This window comes from Candidatus Blastococcus massiliensis AP3, from assembly GCF_000582785.1.
GTDB lineage: Bacteria > Actinomycetota > Actinomycetes > Mycobacteriales > Geodermatophilaceae > Blastococcus > Blastococcus massiliensis.
On record NZ_HG931173.1, the window covers coordinates 854,931 to 868,591 of the forward strand.

At 73.9% G+C, this 13,661-nt stretch carries 19 protein-coding genes and 1 tRNA gene; 9 read left to right on the forward strand and 11 right to left on the reverse strand.

Annotated features, from left to right (window positions below):
• Window positions 1-14: 14 nt before the first annotated feature.
• The gene (locus BN344_RS04150; RefSeq protein WP_166518182.1) at window positions 15-896 is read left to right on the forward strand and encodes a DUF559 domain-containing protein; all 882 of its coding nucleotides are present in this window, start codon (window positions 15-17) and stop codon (window positions 894-896) included.
• Window positions 897-969: 73 nt separating this feature from the next.
• On the opposite strand, the gene BN344_RS04155 is transcribed toward BN344_RS04150, so the two are convergent.
• Window positions 970-1,824 (reverse strand): aldo/keto reductase, encoded by an 855-nt coding sequence (locus tag BN344_RS04155; RefSeq protein WP_040337934.1) that lies wholly within the window; start codon window positions 1,822-1,824, stop codon window positions 970-972.
• A gap of 59 nt (window positions 1,825-1,883) precedes the next feature.
• Here BN344_RS04155 and BN344_RS04160 point away from each other — a divergent pair, with 59 nt between their 5' ends.
• Window positions 1,884-2,459, forward strand: a complete 576-nt coding sequence (locus BN344_RS04160; protein ID WP_040337086.1) for a histidine phosphatase family protein — start codon at window positions 1,884-1,886, stop codon at window positions 2,457-2,459.
• A 13-nt stretch (window positions 2,460-2,472) separates the two neighbouring features.
• On the opposite strand, the gene BN344_RS04165 is transcribed toward BN344_RS04160, so the two are convergent.
• Entirely contained in the window at window positions 2,473-3,588 is a 1,116-nt protein-coding gene (locus BN344_RS04165; protein ID WP_040337087.1) for an EAL domain-containing protein, read from the reverse strand.
• A gap of 127 nt (window positions 3,589-3,715) precedes the next feature.
• Between BN344_RS04165 and BN344_RS04170 the strand changes: the two genes are divergently transcribed.
• The gene (locus BN344_RS04170) at window positions 3,716-4,336 is read left to right on the forward strand and encodes a TetR/AcrR family transcriptional regulator (RefSeq protein WP_040337088.1); all 621 of its coding nucleotides are present in this window, start codon (window positions 3,716-3,718) and stop codon (window positions 4,334-4,336) included.
• A gap of 12 nt (window positions 4,337-4,348) precedes the next feature.
• Here the strand turns inward: BN344_RS04170 and BN344_RS04175 are convergent, their stop codons facing one another.
• Both BN344_RS04175 and BN344_RS04180 read right to left on the reverse strand, forming a co-directional pair.
• Window positions 4,349-4,843, reverse strand: coding sequence for a DUF427 domain-containing protein (locus BN344_RS04175; protein ID WP_040337089.1), 495 nt, complete (start codon window positions 4,841-4,843; stop codon window positions 4,349-4,351).
• Between the two features lie 3 nt (window positions 4,844-4,846).
• Window positions 4,847-5,077: a DUF3618 domain-containing protein gene (locus BN344_RS04180; protein WP_040337090.1), complete on the reverse strand. Its 231-nt coding sequence runs from the start codon at window positions 5,075-5,077 to the stop codon at window positions 4,847-4,849.
• A gap of 89 nt (window positions 5,078-5,166) precedes the next feature.
• On the opposite strand from BN344_RS04180, the gene BN344_RS04185 reads away from it, so the two are divergent.
• Together BN344_RS04185 and BN344_RS04190 are read left to right on the forward strand one after the other, a co-directional pair.
• A tRNA-Leu gene (locus BN344_RS04185) sits at window positions 5,167-5,247 on the forward strand.
• Window positions 5,248-5,469: 222 nt separating this feature from the next.
• Window positions 5,470-6,009 carry a VanZ family protein gene (locus tag BN344_RS04190; RefSeq protein WP_051515538.1) on the forward strand — a complete coding sequence of 180 codons (540 nt, stop codon included), beginning with the start codon at window positions 5,470-5,472 and terminating at the stop codon, window positions 6,007-6,009.
• Window positions 6,010-6,015: 6 nt separating this feature from the next.
• Here BN344_RS04190 and BN344_RS04195 read toward each other — a convergent pair whose 3' ends face one another.
• The gene (locus BN344_RS04195; protein ID WP_040337091.1) at window positions 6,016-6,930 is read right to left on the reverse strand and encodes a DUF6910 family protein; all 915 of its coding nucleotides are present in this window, start codon (window positions 6,928-6,930) and stop codon (window positions 6,016-6,018) included.
• A gap of 118 nt (window positions 6,931-7,048) precedes the next feature.
• On the opposite strand from BN344_RS04195, the gene BN344_RS04200 reads away from it, so the two are divergent.
• On the forward strand, window positions 7,049-7,240 hold the full coding sequence (locus BN344_RS04200; RefSeq protein WP_040337092.1) for a hypothetical protein: 192 nt from the start codon (window positions 7,049-7,051) through the stop codon (window positions 7,238-7,240).
• Between the two features lie 3 nt (window positions 7,241-7,243).
• Here the strand turns inward: BN344_RS04200 and rdgB are convergent, their stop codons facing one another.
• Complete coding sequence (gene rdgB / locus BN344_RS04205) at window positions 7,244-7,855, reverse strand: RdgB/HAM1 family non-canonical purine NTP pyrophosphatase (RefSeq protein WP_040337093.1); 612 nt, start codon at window positions 7,853-7,855, stop codon at window positions 7,244-7,246.
• Window positions 7,852-8,574, reverse strand: coding sequence for a ribonuclease PH (gene rph, locus BN344_RS04210; RefSeq protein ID WP_040337094.1), 723 nt, complete (start codon window positions 8,572-8,574; stop codon window positions 7,852-7,854). The genes rdgB and rph overlap by 4 nt, the downstream gene beginning before the upstream one ends.
• Window positions 8,575-8,650: 76 nt before the next feature.
• Between rph and BN344_RS04215 the strand changes: the two genes are divergently transcribed.
• From BN344_RS04215 to bcp, 3 genes are all read left to right on the forward strand, one after another.
• The gene (locus BN344_RS04215; RefSeq protein ID WP_197022225.1) at window positions 8,651-9,337 is read left to right on the forward strand and encodes a potassium channel family protein; all 687 of its coding nucleotides are present in this window, start codon (window positions 8,651-8,653) and stop codon (window positions 9,335-9,337) included.
• 131 nt (window positions 9,338-9,468) lie between these two features.
• Window positions 9,469-9,873 carry a YjbQ family protein gene (locus BN344_RS04220; RefSeq protein ID WP_197022226.1) on the forward strand — a complete coding sequence of 135 codons (405 nt, stop codon included), beginning with the start codon at window positions 9,469-9,471 and terminating at the stop codon, window positions 9,871-9,873.
• 82 nt (window positions 9,874-9,955) lie between these two features.
• The gene (gene bcp / locus BN344_RS04225; protein ID WP_040337095.1) at window positions 9,956-10,450 is read left to right on the forward strand and encodes a thioredoxin-dependent thiol peroxidase; all 495 of its coding nucleotides are present in this window, start codon (window positions 9,956-9,958) and stop codon (window positions 10,448-10,450) included.
• 3 nt (window positions 10,451-10,453) lie between these two features.
• Here the strand turns inward: bcp and BN344_RS04230 are convergent, their stop codons facing one another.
• The 4 genes from BN344_RS04230 to murI all read right to left on the reverse strand — a co-directional run bounded on the left by BN344_RS04230 (window position 10,454) and on the right by murI (window position 13,620).
• Window positions 10,454-10,948 (reverse strand): DUF4262 domain-containing protein, encoded by a 495-nt coding sequence (locus BN344_RS04230; RefSeq protein ID WP_040337096.1) that lies wholly within the window; start codon window positions 10,946-10,948, stop codon window positions 10,454-10,456.
• A 91-nt stretch (window positions 10,949-11,039) separates the two neighbouring features.
• Complete coding sequence (locus BN344_RS04235) at window positions 11,040-12,005, reverse strand: DNA polymerase domain-containing protein (protein ID WP_231486487.1); 966 nt, start codon at window positions 12,003-12,005, stop codon at window positions 11,040-11,042.
• Between the two features lie 50 nt (window positions 12,006-12,055).
• A complete protein-coding gene (locus BN344_RS04240; RefSeq protein ID WP_040337097.1) occupies window positions 12,056-12,799 on the reverse strand; it encodes an MBL fold metallo-hydrolase in 744 nt (247 codons plus the stop codon).
• Window positions 12,796-13,620, reverse strand: a complete 825-nt coding sequence (gene murI / locus BN344_RS04245) for a glutamate racemase (protein WP_040337098.1) — start codon at window positions 13,618-13,620, stop codon at window positions 12,796-12,798. The genes BN344_RS04240 and murI overlap by 4 nt, the downstream gene beginning before the upstream one ends.
• Between the last annotated feature and the right edge of the window lie 41 nt (window positions 13,621-13,661).

Consider the following 13,661-nt stretch of genomic DNA (forward strand, 5'->3'; position numbering starts at 1 on the left):
GGCAGGCTCCCCGCGTGCCGACACGTCCCGTCCCACCGCGGGTCCGCGGGCCTGTGGACCGGCGTGGCGCCCTCGCGGAGGGCATCACCGACTGGCAGCTGCGGCACGCCGCCGTCCGCCGCTCGTCGCGCGACACCTACCTGCCCGAGGACGCGGACGAGCTTCAGCGCATCCACGCCGTCCTGCTCGGGGCGCCGCCGGACACGGTGATCAGCCACCTCACCGCGGCGCGGCTGTGGGGCTTCGAGGTGCCGCTCGTGGCGACAGATCCGCGGATCCACCTGACAGTGCCGCGCAGCGTGCGGCGCCGCCACCGCCGCGACCGGCGACTCCACTTCTCCGACATCCCCGCTGCGGAGACGCGCCGTCGGCACGGTGTCGTGGTCACGTCCGCGAGCCGGACCTGGATCGACCTGGCCGCCGTCGTACCACCGGCCGCGCTGCTGGCTGTCACCGACCAGATGCTGGCCCGGAGGTTCCCGAGGGACGAGTTCCCAGCGATCCTGGCGCGGTCAGCCGGACGCCGCGGCGTGGCGACCGCCCGGAGAGTTGTTCCGTGCGCCGACCCCCTGGCCGGGTCGCCGATGGAATCGGTCCTCCGCTGGCTGCTCCACGAAGCCGGACTGCCCCGGCCGGTCCTGCAGCACGTCGTACAGGACGGGGGGCGTTTCCTCGGGCAGGTCGACCTGGCCTGGCCTCATCACCGGGTGCTGGTGGAGTTCGACGGCAACGTGCACCGCGACCGCCGGGTGTTCGTCCAGGACCTCCGGCGGCAGAACGGCCTGGTGCTCGCCGGGTGGACAGTTCTCCGCTTCACCTCCGCGGATGTGCTCGGTCGTCCGCAGCAGGTGCTCGCCGCGATCCGGGCAGCCCTGTCGGCTGACCGGCCGCGGTGATGCGTCGAACCATGCGAACTCGTGGCCATCAGCTATCGATGGCCACGAGTTCGCATGATTCGTGCGCGGGCGCTCAGGCCAGCGCGTCGAGGCGGGCCATGTCCTCGGCCGAGAGGCTGAGCCGGGCGGCACCCAGGTTCTCGGTCAGGTGGTCGACCGACTTGGTGCCCGGGATCGGCAGGATGACCGGCGACTTCTGCAGCAGCCAGGCCAGCGCGACCTGGGCCGGGGTGGCATCCAGCTCGCGGGCGATGTCGGCCACCGGGCTGTCGGGCGCGGCCAGGTTGCCCGTCGCGATCGGGAACCAGGGGATGAACGCGATGCCCTCGGCGGTGGCGTAGTCAAGCACGTCCTGGCTCTGCCGGGTGGTGAGGTTGTAGAGGTTCTGCACGCTGACGATCTCGGTGATCTCGCGGGCGGCCTTCAGCTCCTCGACCGACACCTCGGACACGCCGATGTGCCGGACCTTGCCCTCCTCCTTGAGCTCGGCGAAGGCACCGAGCTGGTCGGCGAGAGGGACCTCGGCGTCGATGCGGTGCAGCTGGATGAGGTCGATGCGGTCGACCTTCAGGTGCCGCAGCGAGAGCTCGACCTGCTGCTTGAGGTAGGCGGGCCGGCCGACCGGCGTCCAGATGCCGGGGCCCTGCCGGGTCAGCCCGGCCTTGGTGGCGACGACGAGGTTCTCCGGGTACGGGTGCAGGGCCTCGGCGATGATCTGCTCGCTGACCAGGGGGCCGTAGGAGTCGGCCGTGTCGATGAAGTCGACGCCCTGCTCGACGGCGGCCTGCACGACGCGGACGGCGGCGGCGCGATCGGCCGGCTCACCCCACACGCCGGGGCCGGGCAGCTGCATGGCGCCGTAGCCGAGACGGTGGACGGGAAGGTCCCCGCCGATGGTGAACGTGTGGCTGAGCTCTGCGGTGGTCATGCCATCGGCCAGCACGCTGGAGCGAGCGAGTGTTCCCGGCGGCGTGTTCGATGGCAGGCGTGGGCGAGATCGTGGTGCTGCGGCACGGCCAGACGGAGTGGAGCCGCAGCGGGAAGCACACCGGGCTCACCGACCTGCCACTGCTGCCCGAGGGCGAGGAGCAGGCGCGGGCGGTGCGCGACCGGCTCGCGTCGCGCGCCTTCGCCGAGGTGTGGGTCAGCCCGCTGCAGCGGGCCGGACGCACCGCCGAGCTGGCCGGGCTGGTGCCGACCGGCACCGATGCCGATCTGGTCGAGCTCGACTACGGCGGCTACGAGGGCCTGACGACGGCGGAGATCGGCACGCAGCTCGGCCGCGAGTGGTCGATCTGGGCCGACGGCGCGGTGGCCGGCGACACACCCGGCGAGACCCTGGCGCAGGTGGCAGCGCGCGTGGACCGCGTGCTGCATCGGGCGCGCCCGGTCGACGGCGATGTCGCGCTGGTGGCCCACGGGCACGTGCTGCGGATCCTCACCGCGCGCTGGCTCGGCCTGCCCCCGGAGGCCGGGGCGCTGTTCGCCCTGCCGCCGGCGGCCTACGGCGTCCTCGGGCACGAGCACGGCCGGCCGGTGCTCAGCGGGTGGGGCCTGCGCTGACCTCGGGAGCGCGTCAGCGGGAGCGGGTGACCCCGACCGGCTGCCAGCGCCCCTCGTCGTCGTGCACCGGCCGCTCGTGCCGTACCGGCCGCCCGAACAGCCAGCCCTGCCCCAGGTCGGCGCCCAGAGCGGTGACCTGCTCGGCCAGCTCCTCGGTCTCGACCCCCTCGGCGACGACGACGGCGCCCAGGTCGTGGGCCAGGTCGGTCACCGCCTTCAGGACCGTCCGGGCGCCGTCGTCCGGCAGGGCCTGCACCAGGCCCTTGTCCAGCTTGACGACCTCCGGGCGGACGGTGGCCAGCAGCGACAGGCTCGACCAGCCGGCGCCGACGTCGTCCAGGGCGACCCGCCAGCCCAGCGACCGGTAGTGCTCCAGCACCGAGACCAGGTGCCCGCGGTCGGCGACGGCGTGCGACTCGACCACCTCGAAGACCAGCTGGTGCGGCGAGATGCCGGCGGTGTGCGCCACCTGTTCGGTACTGGCCAGGCAGACCTGGGGCCGCAGGATGGAGGTCGGGTTGAAGTTGACGAACAGGTCGTGGTCGCCGAGCCACGGCACCGCGCCGGCGATGGCCGACTCCCGGCCGATGCGGTCGAGCCGGTGCAGCCAGCCGGCGGACTCGGCCACGAAGAACAGGTCACCGCCACCGATCTCCCGGCCGTCGACGAGTCCGCGTAGCAGCGCCTCGTGCGCGACGACCGAGCGGTCGGCCAGGGACACGATCGGCTGGTAGGCCGACCAGAACTCTGCCTCGGCCAGGACGCCGACCTCGACGGTGACGCCCCGGCGGGCGAGCTCGACGGCGAGACTCGGTGCGGTCAGCAGGCTCGCGGTGAGCGCGGGCCCGTCGCCCGGCGGGTCGACGGCCACGCGGACCGCGTCCAGTTCCGCGGCGGTGAGCTCGCGGGCGAGCTTCTGGAACAGCCGCTCGAGCCCCGGGCCGCCCTTGGGGTCGACGACGTCGACCAGCTGGGGTGCGGTCTGCACGCGCAGACCCATTGCCTTGGCCGTCCGCGAGACGGTGGGCAGCACGTGGCCGACCGAGGTGGCCAGCAGGGCACGGGAGGCGCGGCCGGGGACCGCCCAGTGCTGCCGGCAGCCGCAGACGCTGCCGCAGAGGGTTCCCACGCCTGCAGGATGACCCACCCGGACGGGATCGTGCACGAACGCGGGGGCGTGTCCCGGATGCTCTCGTCGACGACGTCCGGCGACGGTTGTCGATCATCCGCACAGGTCGAGGATCTATGGTTCGGGCATGGCGGTTCTCTCCTCGACCGACGTCCGTCCGAGCCGTGGTGGCAGGCCCCGCGACCCGAGCCGCGACGAAGTGATCCGGGCTGCCATCCTCCGGCTGCTCGCCGACGTGGGCTACGGCGCGCTGACCATGGACGCCGTCGCGTCGGAGGCCGGCGTCGGCAAGGCGACGATCTACCGCCGCTGGCGCACGAAGGAGGACCTCGTCGTCGACACGGTCTCCGAGCTCAACGCCGCCGAGGCCGAGCCCGTCGACACCGGCACGCTCGAGGGCGACCTGCGCGCTCTCCTGCACTCGCTGGTCGCGCTGGTCAACAGCCCGGGCGGCGCCGCCACCCAGGCGCTGCTCTCCTCGATGCAGCACCACCCGGCGCTGGCCGAGGCCTTCCGCCGCGGACCGATGGCGGTGTGGCGGAGCACGTTCGACGAGATGTGGGTGCGCGCCGAGCAGCGCGGCGAGATCGGCCCTGGCTTCTCCGGTTCCGTGGTGGCGGAGGCGATCGGCGCCCCGATCGTGCAGCGCTGGCTGGTCAACGGCGAGCCGGTCGACGAGGCCTTCGCGGAGACCGTCGTCGACTCCGTCGCGATCCCCCTGCTGCGCTTCCACGGCGCGCGGATCTGACTTCCCGCTCGCTCACCAGCCGAGGGTGCCCGGCTCCCCCTTGAACGGGCCGACGACCTCGTCGGTGATCCAGCCGCCGTAGAACCCGCCGGCCTGAGGCCGGACGACCTCGCCGTCCACCGTGGCCCGCTCCACCCGCGCCGGGTAGAAGGCGATCGCGCCGGCGAGATGCTCGAAGCCCGTCGTCGGCTGCTCGTACGACCAGCCGATCGAGGCGACGCGGCGGCCGTCGACGACAGCGTCCCAGTACGTCGCCGCACCCTTCCACTCGCACCACGACCCGCCTCCCGCCCGCTGCAGCAGGTCGGTGGCCACGTCGGCCCGGGGCACGTAGAAGACCGGCGGATGGCTGGTCTCGCACACCCGCACCGCCCGCCGGGTCTCGGCGAGCACCCGCCCGCCGAACTCGACGACGACGTGGCGCGGGGTCACCTCGGCCGAGGGTGGCCGGGGGTAGTCCCAGACCGACTCCTGCCCGGGACCCACGGGATCGCGGCGGGCAGGCATCGGTCAGTCGTTGCGGTGCCGGACCCGCTGGACGACGACGAAGGTGACGAACACGCCGACGGCGCCGACGGTGGCCATCCCGGCGGGCGTCTGCAGGAAGCGCACGACGGCCTCCTGGCCCTTCGCCCGCCAGCGCTTGGGGCTCGTCCGGTAGGTCAGCTGGTCCAGCGTGGCCGCCAGCGACTCGCGGGCGGCGTCGATCTCCAGCTGGATCTGTCGGGGGTCGCGAGGCACGTCGACAGCCTGCCAGACGCAGCGCGGGACAGCCCGTCCACGGTCTGCCCCTGCACCCGGCCGGGGGACTCCTAGACTCCGGGGTCGACGCGGGAGTGGTGTAACGGCAGCCACGCCAGACTTAGGATCTGGTGCCTTCGGGCGTGCGGGTTCGACTCCCGCCTCCCGCACGACGGCGAGTCCCCCGGCGCGCGACTGCACCGCGACGCTCACGCCGTCAGAAGTCGTCGAGGGTGAGGCCGAGTTCGGCCCACGTCGCTTCACGCTCGTCGTCGGGCAGCCATTTGTGTCAGGCGCCGGCTCCGAGCCCGGCCCGCAGCGGGAGCGCGCCCTGACGTCGCCCGGCACGGCGCCCCGAGCACCCGGCGGTCGACACCTACGCTCAGCCCCCGATGATCACGAACGTCCTGCTGGAGCACTCGGAGCTCGTGCCCCTGGCCCTCGCCCTGGTCGCGCTCGCCTGCGCCGGCGTCGGGACCGCAGCGCTCCGGCTCGGCCGGCCGAACTCCCGGCTGCTCCCCGCGCTCGCCGGGCTGTCGGTGCTGGCGGTCCTCGTGCTGACGCTGGCCCCGACGGGACGCACCGGCGACCGCGGCTGCACGGTCCAGTTCGCCCTGCCCGCCCTCGGCCGGGTGGAGCTCCTGGCCAACGTCGCGCTGCTGCTGCCGGCGGTCGTGTTCGCCACGCTGGCGACCCGCCGCCCGTGGGCGGTGCTCGTGGCGGGCTCGGCGCTGTCGGTGGGGATCGAAGCCGTCCAGGCACTCGTGCCCGCGATCGGCCGGACCTGCGACACCAACGACTGGTCGATGAACACCCTCGGTGTCGTCATCGGGGCGGGGATCGCCCGCGCCACTCTCGCCCTCGCCGACCGGGCGGCGGCCCTCAGGATCGACGCGGACGACGACCGGATGCCGTCGGGCACCGCCCACTGACCGGCTTCAGAGCTCGACGCGGACGTCCATTTCGGCCGACGGGAGGCCCGGGTCGTCGTCGTCCACGACCGCGAGCAGGTGCACGACGTCGCCGTCGACGGCGCGCAGGGCCAGCCCCTCGATCTTGTGCACGACGCTCCCCTGCCCCACCCGTGCGACAGCGAGGACCGTCTCGTCGTCCACCAGTGCCAGCGCGGTGGCGACGACCGGGCCGTCGTCGATGGCAGTGGGGGTGTCCTCCGCCGCGGCACTGAGCAGCACCCGTCCGTCCGGCAGCGCGACCGCATCCGTCACCGCCAGGCCGACGCCGTCGACCTCGCCGAGGTCGTAGACACGGGGTCGCTCCACCGGCACCGAGCCGGCGTCCCCGCGCCCCAGCACCGCGGCGACCAGCGCGTCGAGCGGGAGGTCGACGCTCGCCGACGGCACCCCGGCGGCGAGATTGCCGCGGTTGAACCAGCGCACCTGGTCGCCGTGCCGACTGGCCCCCTCCAGGTTCAGCTCGTCCATGGAACGGTCCAGGCGCCGGGCGACACGCTCGTAGAGGGCGGTCAGATCGGTGGCGGCGGCCACCGGCGCGCCGTCGACCAGCCGCACCAGGACGCCGCGCATGCGCCGGGGCGAGGACCCCGAGCCCAGCAGCAGGACCGCCGGCTCGCCGTCCACCCCGGCCGGGCACGCCACCTCGAGATCGGGCTTGAGCGGCTTGGTGCCCGCGGCCGCCGAGAACCGGTCGTGACCCTCGACCGGAGGCAGCACCCGCACCGTCGTGACCGAGCCGGGCCGGCGCCAGGCCGCGAACGTGGCGTCGTCCTGCGCGATCAGCCACCCGTCCCCCAGGGGTGCGATCGCCGAGGCCGCGGTCACCGGTGTGCCGTCGTCGAAGCGCAGCCGCCGCACCTCGTCCACGACCACCCGCATGCGCCCACTGTGCCGGTCCGCCGGGGCCGCGGCCCGCCGGCGGCGTCCTCACCCTTCGGGGTGAGCGAGCCGCCCCGAGCGCTCGGGCTCAGCACGCGGGACGCCGACCGAGCGGGGTATGAGCAAACTCTCTACAGCCGTCGGCCGCCACCGCGCCCCGGAGAGCCCGGGCGCCCTGGAGACCATCGCCTCTCTGGCCGACGTCGACCGCCCCGGCCGGCACACCGCCCCCGAGGGCGACTCGCCGATCTACGACGCCCTGCGCGACGAACTCGCCGCCGTCGACTGGTTCAGCCTCGGCCGGGACTGACCCTCACTCGCCGGTGATCAGCTCGGCGATCACCGGCACCAGCGCCGCGAACGCCTGACCGCGGTGGCTGCGGGCGTCCTTCTCGCCCGGAGACAGCTCCGCCGACGTGACCTCCAGCCCGTCGGGCACGAAGACCGGGTCGTAGCCGAAGCCGTTGCCGCCCCGCTCCTCGCGGATGACGGTCCCCCGCCACTCCCGCTCCAGCACCCGCTCCGCGCCACCCGGCAGCACCAGTGCGGCCGCGCAGACGAATGCCGCGCCCCGCCGTCCGTCGGGTACGTCGGCCAACTGCGCGAGCAGCAGGGCGGTGTTGGCCGCGTCGTCCCCGTGGCGGCCGGCCCAGCGGGCCGACAGGATGCCCGGCATCCCGTTGAGCGCGTCCACGGTCAGCCCCGAGTCGTCGGCCACGGCCGGCAGCCCGGTGTACCGCACAGCCTCGCGCGCCTTGAGCAGCGCGTTCTCCCGGAAGGTCGCCCCCGTCTCGGGCGCCTCCGGGTACTCGTCGACGTCGGCGAGCCCCACGACCTCGACCCCGGGGACGGCCGAACCGAGCAGCCGGCGCAGCTCGGCGAGCTTGCCGGCGTTGCGGGTGGCGAGCAGGAGCCGGGTGCTCATCGGGCGAGCGCGGCGGCCTGCAGCCGGGTGAGCTCGGCGCAGCCGGCCACGGCGAGGTCGAGCAGCGCGTCGAGGGTCGGCCGGTCGAACACCGCGCCCTCGGCGGTGCCCTGCACCTCGACGAACCCGCCGTCGCCGGTGCAGACCACGTTCATGTCGGTGCCGGCGCGCACGTCCTCCTCGTAGGCGAGGTCGAGGCGCGGCTCCCCGTCGATGACGCCGACGCTGACGGCGGCCACCGACTGGACCAGCGGCTGCTTCGTGGCCAGCTTGCCGCGCTCCCCCAGCCACGAGACGGCGTCGGCCAGGGCCACGTACGCGCCGGTGATCGCCGCGGTGCGCGTGCCGCCGTCCGCCTGCAGGACGTCGCAGTCGATCGCGACGCTGTTCTCCCCCAGCGCGCCCAGATCGATGGAGGCGCGCAGCGAGCGGCCGATGAGCCGGCTGATCTCGTGGGTGCGGCCGCCGATCTTGCCCTTGACCGACTCGCGGTCGCTGCGGGTGTGGGTGGCGCGCGGCAGCATGGAGTACTCGGCGGTGACCCAGCCCAGGCCCGAGCCCTTGCGCCAGCGCGGTACGCCCTCGGTCACGCTCGCGGCGCACAGCACGCGAGTGCGGCCGAACTCCACCAGGACCGAGCCTTCGGCGTGGTCGAGCCAGTTGCGGGTGATGGTCACCGGGCGGAGTTGGTCAGCCGTACGGCCGTCGGGGCGGGTCACGTCTGCCGACAGTAGTGCGCCCCGGAACCGCTCCTCCTCGAGCCGGGATCACCGCCCGGCGATAGCGTCGGCGGACGTGGCCGTGACCCCATCGGACGATCCGCGACGGGAACGGTGGGAGGACGCCACCGACTGGATCCTCACCCTCGCAGCGCTCCTGTTCCTCGTCGCCTACGCGTGGCCGATCATCGATCCCGGGCTCGCCGAACCCTGGCGCTCCGTCCTCCGCTGGGTCACCTGGCTGGCGTGGATCTGGTTCGCGGTGGACTACGCCGCGCGTGTCTGGTTGTCGGCGGACCGCACCCGGTTCGTCCGGACCCATCTGCCGGATCTCGCGGTCATCGTCCTGCCGCTGCTGCGGCCCTTGCGGCTGCTCCGGCTCGTGACGCTGCTCAACGTGCTCAACCGGCACGCCGGGCGTTCGCTGCGCGGCCGGGTGGCGGTGTACGTCGTCGGCGCGACGACGCTGCTCATGTTCATCGCCGCGCTGGCCGTGCTCGACGCCGAGCGCGGCCGCCCCGGCGCGAACATCGAGGCGTTCGGCGACGCGCTCTGGTGGTCGTTCGCCACCGTCACGACCGTCGGGTACGGCGACCGCTTCCCGGTCACCGGTCAGGGTCGCGCCATCGCCGCCGGGCTCATGCTCACCGGGATCGCTCTCCTCGGCGTGATCACCGCGACGTTCCATCGTGGCTGGTGGAGCGGGTGCAGCAGGCCAGCGAGGAGTCCGAGGCGGTCACCCGCCAGGACCTGGTGGCGCTGACGGCGGAGGTCGCCCGGCTGCGCGCGGTGGTCGCCGGGGAGCGGGCCCCCGACGGGTCCGGTTGATCCCGGCAGCGCGGCATGCCGGCGTCCGGTACGCGGGGGGACGACGGGACGGGCAGGATCGACCGCATGCGATCCGAGCTGCGTGCCGTCCGGACCGGGGGCGTGCCGGTCGTCGTGGACCTGACCGACGAGTGCGCCGAGTTCGTGCGCCAGGAGACCGACGGACTGCTGCACGTGTTCGTCCCGCACGCCACGGCCGGGATCGCAGTCATCGAGACCGGTTCGGGCAGCGACGACGACCTGCTCGCCCAGCTCGACGAGCTGCTGCCCCGCGACGACCGGTGGCGGCACCGGCACGGCAGCCCCGGTCACGGCCGCGACCACGTGCTGCCGGCCTTCGTGCCGCCGCACGCCAGCGTCCCGGTGCTGGAGGGCCGCATGCAGCTGGGCACCTGGCAGCGCATCTGCCTGGTCGACACCAACACCGACAACCACCAGCGGCAGGTGCGGTTCTCGTTCCTCGCCGGTTGACCGGGAGACGTGGACCGGAGAGGTGGACCGGAGGGATGGACCCGGTGCCCACGCGCCGACAGCACACGGCAGGATGCCGGGCATGACCGACAGCAGCACCGACACCGCCCCCGCCCGGCTCTCCCCCGGCGACGCGGCACCGGAGTTCACGCTGCCCGACGCCGACGGCAACCCGGTGTCGCTCTCGTCGTACCGCGGGCGACGGGTAATCGTGTACTGCTACCCGGCCGCGCTGACCCCGGGCTGCACCACCCAGGCGATCGACTTCACCGCCTCGGCCGGCGAGCTCGCCGAGGCGGGGCTGGACATCATCGGCATCTCCCCCGACCCGGTCGAGAAGCTGCAGCGCTTCCGCGAGAAGGAGGAGCTGCAGATCACGCTGGTCTCCGACCCGGACAAGGCGGTGCTGACCGCGTACGGCGCGTACGGGCCGAAGAAGCTGTACGGCAAGGAGGTCGTGGGAGTCATCCGCTCGACCTTCGTCGTCGACGCCGAGGGTCGGATCGAGAAGGCCGCCTACAACGTCAAGGCAACCGGGCACGTCGCCAAGCTGCGCCGCGAGCTCGGCCTCGGCTGAGGCTCACGCCCGCCACTCCCCCGGCCGCGGCTGGCAGTCCGGCCCGCACGGATAGTGGTCGTCCCACGGGTAGGCGCCGTCGACGTGCGCCCAGGTGAGCTGGAAGGCCGGCACGGAGTACTCGTCGGGCCGCCGGTAGAAGCGGTTGGCCACGAACAGCACCTCCCCCGGGTTGGGCACGTTCTCGACGACGACCGCGTGCGCGCCGGAACCGGCCGGTGGCGGTACCGCTTCCCCGGGGAGCAGGTTGCGCCCGTCGGCCACGAGCCTCGCGACGTGCTGCAGGATGCCGTGCGCCCCCGTGGAGCTCAGACCGACCACGACCAGCTCCGGGTGGCCGAGCCCGAACAGCCCGACCGTGTATCCGAAGGCGGGCATGCCGGATTCCTCGTCGTGCGGGAAGACGTACTGCACCGCCCAGCCGTGCTGGCGGATGACCTGAGCGAGATGGGCGTCCTCCTGGTCGAGCCAGGCGAGGGTCTGCGGGTCCTGTGTCATGCTCCGAGCCTGGGCGCGGCGCTACGGCAGGACCGGATCGCAGGACATCTGTGGACGCCACGCCCGCGTGTGGACGCGCCTCCTGGCGATGTCAGTCCTCCGTGCCGGCGGCCTCCCGGGCGCGCTTGCGGCGCTTGCCCTCGTGCATCGCCGCGACCCGGGCGACCGGGATCGTGTGGCCCTCGGCCACGACCTCCGCGGGCAGCCGCTGCGGGTCCGGCAACGCCTCGGCCCAGGGATCGCGGTCCCCGAGCAGGTCCGGCGCCGTCGTCACCGTGACGTCGGCCGGACGGACGTCGTCCAGCTCGTCCCAGCCGACCGGGAAGGAGACCGGCAGCCCCGGCCTGGTGCGCGGGCTGTAGGCCGCGACGATCGTCGCCTGCCCCGAGCGGGTGGAGTCGACGAAGACCCGTCCGCCCCGGTCCTGCACCAGGTAGGCGGTGGTCGCCAGGTCCGGATCGAGCGCCGCGGTGCGCGCGGCCAGGGCCCGGGTCGCCGCGGCGACGTCCTCGAACGGAGCGCCCCGCACCGGGACGACGACGTGCAGCCCCTTGGAGCCGCTGGTCTTCACCGCGCCACCCAGCCCGGCCTCGTCCAGCGCCCGCCGCACCAGCCGAGCGGCGGCCACGACCGTCGCGAAGTCCGCACCCTCGGGCGGGTCGAGGTCGAGCACCAGCCCGGTCGGCTCGGGGTGCTCGACCCGGAAGAAGGGGACGTGCAGCTCGACGGCTCGCTGATTGCCCAGCCACAACAGCGTCCGGCGGTCGTCGCACAGCACCTGCTGGATCTCGCGGTGCGAGCCTTCCGACCACACGGCCACGGTGCGCACCCAGTCCGGCGCGCCCTTGCTGACGTTGCGCTGCATGAACGGCGGCTGACCGGGCCGCACCCGCTTGACCGACAGCGGGCGGCCGGCCAGCTGCGGCACCAGCCGGTCGGCCACGGCGTCGAGGTAGTCGACGAGGTCGCGCTTGACCACGCCGAGGTCGTCGCCCAGCGGGGAGTCCAGGCTCGACAGCGCGACGCCGGCCCGTTCGTCGTCCACCACGGCGGTCACGCTGCCCGCCGGACGGCGGCCCGGCAAGCGCACGTCGCCCCGAAGTGGGCTTACAGGTCGAAGACCTGTCCCGGGCTCACCAGCTCGGTCTCCGCGAACGCCTCGCTGGCGGCGGCCAGCTGGCCGATCCGGTCCACCCACGCGGGGATGTGCGTGAGCAGGAGCCGCCCCACGCCGGCGGCGGCGGCGTGCTCGCCGGCCTGCCGCCCGGTGAGGTGCAGCCCCGGCGGCTGGTCGGGGTCGCCGTCGGGGTGCGCGGCCTCGGCCAGGAGCACGTCGGCGCCGCGGGCCAGCTCGACCACGCGCTCGCAGGGTCCGGTGTCACCGGTGTAGACCAGCGAGCGCCCGCCGGCGGTGAAGCGGGCGGCGTAGGTCTCGATCGGGTGCGCGGTGCGGGCCAGCTCGACCTGGAACGGACCGAGCTCGAAGGCACCGGCGCCGACCGGCACGAAGTCGAAGACGTCGGTGAGCCCGTCGCCGTCGATGTCGTAGGCGACCGCCAGCCGGCGCTCGGCGCCCACGGGGGCGTACAGCGGGACCAGCTTCCCGGGCGACCGGCCGGAGTACCGGTGCCACACGACGAACGGGGCGACGTCGAGGCAGTGGTCGGCGTGCAGGTGCGACAGGAAGACGGCGTCGACCGCGGCCGGGTCGATCGTCCGCTGCAGCGCCCCGAAGGCGCCGTTGCCCAGATCGACGACCAGCTGGAACCCGTCGTGCTCGAGCAGGTAGCACGAGGCCGGCGACTCCGGCCCGGGGCCGCTTCCGCAGCAGCCGACGACGGTCAGTCTCACGCGGCACCCACTGCCCCGGCGCGCAGCACCGACCCCACCTCGGGCCCGAGGAACCGGCGGCCCAGCCGGGCGAACGGCTCGGGGTCGCCCGTGGCGAGGAAGGCGTGCTGCGGAGGCGGCGCCTCCTCGTCGCGGAGCAGGTCGGCCCGGGTCAGCACGTGGTGGACGTCCTTGGCGGTCTCCTCCGCGCTGGACACGAGCGTGACCTCGTCACCGAGCACCAGGGAGAGGACGCCGGTCAGCAGGGGGTAGTGCGTGCAGCCCAGGACGACGGTGTCCACGCCGGCGGCCAGCAGCGGGTCGAGGTAGGACTGCGCCAGGCCCAGCAACTGCCGACCGCTGGTGACGCCGCGCTCGACGAAGTCGACGAAGCTCGGGCACGCCGCGCTGGTGACGCTGATGCCCGGCACCGCGGCGAAGGCGTCCTCGTACGCGCCGCTGGTGATCGTCGCCTGGGTGCCGATCACGCCGATGCGCCCGTTGCGGGTGGCGGCGGTCGCCCGGCGGACCGCGGGCAGCACCACCTCGACGACGGGCACGTCGTAGCGCTCGCGGGCGTCGCGCAGCGACGCGGCACTGGCGGAGTTGCAGGCCACGACCAGCATCTTCACGCCGTCGGCGACCAGGTCGTCCATCACCGCCAGGGAGTGCCGGCGCACCTCGGCGATCGGCAGCGGCCCGTACGGCCCGTTCGCGGTGTCCCCGATGTAGCGGATCGCCTCACCGGGCAACTGGTCGAGCACCGCACGGGCCACGGTGAGCCCACCGACCCCCGAGTCGAAGATGCCGATCGGCGCGTCGGCTCCTGGCTGCGTCCCCATGTCGCCGGACAGGCTAGCGGCAGGACCCGACGGATGGCGCC

Coding starts and splice junctions, on each gene's coding strand:
- BN344_RS04155 (WP_040337934.1), bottom strand. CDS start 1,824: ATGACCACCGCAGAGCTCAGCCACACGTTCACCATCGGCGGGGACCTT.
- BN344_RS04170 (WP_040337088.1), top strand. CDS start 3,716: ATGGCGGTTCTCTCCTCGACCGACGTCCGTCCGAGCCGTGGTGGCAGG.
- BN344_RS04175 (WP_040337089.1), bottom strand. CDS start 4,843: ATGCCTGCCCGCCGCGATCCCGTGGGTCCCGGGCAGGAGTCGGTCTGG.
- BN344_RS04190 (WP_051515538.1), top strand. CDS start 5,470: ATGATCACGAACGTCCTGCTGGAGCACTCGGAGCTCGTGCCCCTGGCC.
- BN344_RS04195 (WP_040337091.1), bottom strand. CDS start 6,930: ATGCGGGTGGTCGTGGACGAGGTGCGGCGGCTGCGCTTCGACGACGGC.
- BN344_RS04200 (WP_040337092.1), top strand. CDS start 7,049: ATGAGCAAACTCTCTACAGCCGTCGGCCGCCACCGCGCCCCGGAGAGC.
- rdgB (WP_040337093.1), bottom strand. CDS start 7,855: ATGAGCACCCGGCTCCTGCTCGCCACCCGCAACGCCGGCAAGCTCGCC.
- BN344_RS04220 (WP_197022226.1), top strand. CDS start 9,469: ATGCGATCCGAGCTGCGTGCCGTCCGGACCGGGGGCGTGCCGGTCGTC.
- bcp (WP_040337095.1), top strand. CDS start 9,956: ATGACCGACAGCAGCACCGACACCGCCCCCGCCCGGCTCTCCCCCGGC.
- BN344_RS04230 (WP_040337096.1), bottom strand. CDS start 10,948: ATGACACAGGACCCGCAGACCCTCGCCTGGCTCGACCAGGAGGACGCC.
- murI (WP_040337098.1), bottom strand. CDS start 13,620: ATGGGGACGCAGCCAGGAGCCGACGCGCCGATCGGCATCTTCGACTCG.